The organism is Polaribacter sp. (assembly GCF_965656025.1).
GTDB lineage: Bacteria > Bacteroidota > Bacteroidia > Flavobacteriales > Flavobacteriaceae > Polaribacter.
This window is the reverse complement of record NZ_CBFHJT010000040.1, coordinates 16,404-20,268: the sequence shown is the minus strand read 5'-3', so window position 1 is coordinate 20,268 and position 3,865 is coordinate 16,404. Positions and strand designations below refer to the sequence as shown.

At 30.8% G+C, this 3,865-nt stretch carries 2 protein-coding genes; one reads left to right on the top strand and one right to left on the bottom strand.

The window, feature by feature from the left end; translation table 11 throughout:
• The coding region (locus ACTG3S_RS08980) for a LacI family DNA-binding transcriptional regulator (protein ID WP_439129031.1) at nt 1–762 on the bottom strand (762 nt) is incomplete at its 3' end.
• Between the two features lie 180 nt (nt 763–942).
• Between ACTG3S_RS08980 and ACTG3S_RS08975 the strand changes: the two genes are divergently transcribed.
• Complete coding sequence (locus tag ACTG3S_RS08975; protein WP_439129020.1) at nt 943–3,567, top strand: TonB-dependent receptor domain-containing protein; 2,625 nt, start codon at nt 943–945, stop codon at nt 3,565–3,567.
• Nucleotides 3,568–3,865: the final 298 nt, after the last annotated feature.

The following is a 3,865-nucleotide window of genomic DNA, read 5'->3' as shown; positions in this document are numbered from 1 at the left end:
TATAGCAACTAAATCTGTATTAATAAAAATACCATCTACATCTTTATGATCTTTTAGTAACTTATTTGCAAAAAAACTTCCTTCTTCAAAACTCATATCATTCAATAAGTAAACCAAAGATGCATCGTATTCTATATTATTATCTGTTAAAGCCTGTTTATACCCTAAAAAACGATCTATAGAATTTTGTGGTAATAAAGGGCCCCTAAAATGAGCAATTCTTTTACAACCTATATCAATTAAGTGCTGTGTTGCTTTGTATGCTGCTTTTCTGTCATCTATAATTACTTTAGAACATTTTACAACTTTTGCAATTTTATCAAACATTACTAGAGGTGTACCTTGTTCTAAAATTTCATTAAAATGTTTAAAACTTCCAGTAGCATTTGCCAAAGAAATTAAAATACCATCAACTCTTTTATTTAATAGTAGGTCTAATTGTTGTTTTTCTAACTCATAAGATTCATTAGATTGCAATGTAATTACCAAATATCCTTTTTTTTCTGCTTGAGAAATAATGCCTTTAATAACACTAGAAAAAAAGTGATGTACAATTTCTGGTATTATTAAACCAATGGTTTTCGACTCTTTTGTTCTTAAATTTACAGCAAAAGAGTTAGGTTTATAATTTAATTTTGCTGCTGTTTCTCTTACTAATTTTCGTGTTTTCTTACTAACATCTGGATATTCTTTTAATGCTTTAGAAACTGTAGTAATAGAAATACCTAATTCTTCTGCTATTTGTTTTAATGTTACCAAAATAAAATAATATGTTTTAAAATTTGTTTGTTTAATTACCTGATAAATATAGTAAATTATCCCAATCGAAAACGTTTTCGGTAAATCGAAAACGTTTTCGATTTATTTACTTGATAATTATTTTACTTATAAAAATACATTTGACAACAAAACAATTAACTTTTTATTAAATTCACATTTAAAATGAAAAAACAATTACAATTTAGAATAGCTTTATTGATGGTATTGTTACTATCAACAACAGCTTTTGTTGCACAGTCAACAATTTCTGGTACTGTAAAAGATCAAAAAGGTGAAATTATTCCTGGTGTAAGTATTTATTTAGAGGGCACTACAAAAGGAACAAGTTCAGATTTTGATGGGAACTACGAAATTAAAAATGTAGACAATGGTAGCTACACAATTATTGCATCTTATATAGGATTCGATAATTTTAAAAAGGATATTACAGTAAATGGTAAGTTAACTTTAAACATTGTTATTAAAGAAAACGCACAATCTTTAGACGAAATTATAGTAACTGGTGTTGTAAATCCAAAATCTAAAATAGAATCAAGTATTTCTGTTTCTACTGTAGGTATTAAACAGATACAACAAGCATCTCCAAGATCTTCGGGCGAACTTTTTAGAAGTATACCTGGTATACGTGCAGAATCTTCAGGTGGTGAGGGTAATGCCAACTTTAATGTACGTGGTGTGCCAGTTTCATCTGGTGGATCGAGATATTTACAATTGCAGGAAGATGGTTTACCAATTATGTTATTTGGAGATACTTCTTTTGGTAATGCAGATAACTTTTTACGTATAGATTCTAATATAGGTAGAGTTGAAGCTATTAGAGGTGGTTCTGCTTCTACGCAAACTTCTAATGGTCCTGCAGGTATTATAAACATGATTAGTAAAACTGGTCGTATAGAAGGTGGTAGCATAGGCGCAACTTATGGTTTAGACTTTCAATCAAGCAGGTTAGATTTTGAATATGGTACTTCAATTGCAGAAGGTTTATATTATCACATTGGTGGTTTTATGCGAGTTGGTGAAGGACCAAGAAATATAGGTTACCAAGGTAATAAAGGTGGTCAAATAAAAGCAAACATTACAAAAGAGTTTAAAAAAGGTTATGTACGTACCTATTTTAAATTTTTAAATGACAGATCTGTAATGTATATGCCAATGCCAGTAAAATTAACAGGTACAAATGCTGATCCTACTTTTGGCAATTTACCAGGTTTTGATATTACTTCAGATACTCCACATTCTACAAACATTCAAAATACATATAGTGTTTATGATGGAAACCCTACTCAAAATGATATGAGAAATGGTAACAACCCAGTTAGTAAAGCTATAGGTGCAGAATTTTCTTTTGACTTAGGTGATGATTGGAAAGTAAATGGTAAAGCAAGATATTCTAACAATTCAGGACAATGGAATGCTCCATTTACTGCAAATGTTGGTACTGTAGCAGATATAGAAGCTTTAGTAAGAGGTGCTTCTGGCGCAACTGGTGCTTTAACTTATCAAGATGGTTCACCATTTAACCCTTCAAATGGATTAGCTCAAGACTTAAGGTATTTTGATGTAACTATCGAAGATTTAAGCAACTTTTTTAGTGATGTAAAAGTTACCAAAGCAATTAATGATAACATCGGAGTTACAGTAGGTATGTTCTCTGCTACACAAAATACTAAAATAGGATGGCAATGGAGTTCTGCAATTTCTGAAGTAGCAGGAGGTGGTAAAGCTAGATTAGGTGTTTTTGATGGTTTCTCTCAAGGAGGTGCTTATTCTTTTGGTCAGCCAGTTTGGGGTAACTGTTGTCAAAGAAAATACAACACGGTACATAATGTAAATTCTCCCTACGTAGGTGTAGATGCAGAAATTTCTGAAAAATTAAATTTTGATGGTAGTATTCGTTTCGAAAACGTAAATGTTAACGGAACTATAAACTCAGGTCAATTAAGTAATTTAGACGCAAATGGAGATTTAATTGGTTTCGATTATAACAGTGATGGTGTAATTAGTCCTTTTGAAGAAACAATACCTACAATTGCTGGCAACCCTGGGCAAGCTATAAGCGATGATTATAATTTTGTTTCTTTCTCTGCTGGTTTAAACTATAAATTAAATGATGGTGCTGCTGTTTTTGGAAGATATAGTAAAGGTGCTTCTGGTAGAGCTGCAGATAGAAATAATTATGGTGCAGATGGCTTAGGAGATGTGCAGTTTGATGAGATTTCTCAATTTGAAGTTGGTTTAAAAAAGAGGTTAGATAATGGTGTTTTAAATGTTACAGGTTTTTTAAGTAATACAGACGAAGGTATTAGTAACGAGTTAAACAGAACTGTAGGTAACCCATTTAAAGCTTTAGGTTTAGAAGTAGAATCTGCATATAGACTTGGAGATTTTAGCATAAATGGCTCTGTTACGTATACAAAAGCAGAAATTGATGGTGGTGTTAACCAAGGTAATAAACCAAGAAGACAAGCAGATTTTGTTTACAATTTTGCACCAACATACTCTTTTGGAGCAGAAAAACAACACCTATTAGGAATCACTGTTTTAGGTACATCTAAATCTTTTGCACAAGATGACAATGACCTTGTAATGCCAGGTTATGCGTATATTAATGCAATCGCTAGAGTTAGCTTAACAAAAGGATTATCTTTAAGTGTAAATGCAAATAATTTATTCGATACAATTGGTGTTACAGAAGTAGAAGGAAATGGAAATTTAGCAGGTGGTTTAGCGGCTGCAAGAACAATTTCTGGACGTTCTACAACAATGACATTACAATATAGTTTTTAAAAGAAAGTTTGTTATTTTTTATTGATTTGAATTAAAAGTGGAGCCAATGAGAAATTTATTGGCTCTACTTTTTAAAAAAAAGTAAAACAATCATCATCAAATTCTAAAAATATTTTAAAATGAAACATTTAATAACTGCAATCCTTTTATTAACCTCACTTTACAGCAATGCACAAAAAGTGATTCATGATAAAAAAGAATCAACAACAAAAAATATGATTGTTTATGGTAGTGATAGTTGCCATAGTTGTTTAGATACAAAGGCTTTTTTAAAAGAAAAAAATATTAAATTCACGTA

What these genes read in the sequence shown, in the direction of transcription:
- ACTG3S_RS08975 (WP_439129020.1), top strand. Translation starts at nt 943, where the DNA reads ATGAAAAAACAATTACAATTTAGAATAGCTTTATTGATGGTATTGTTA.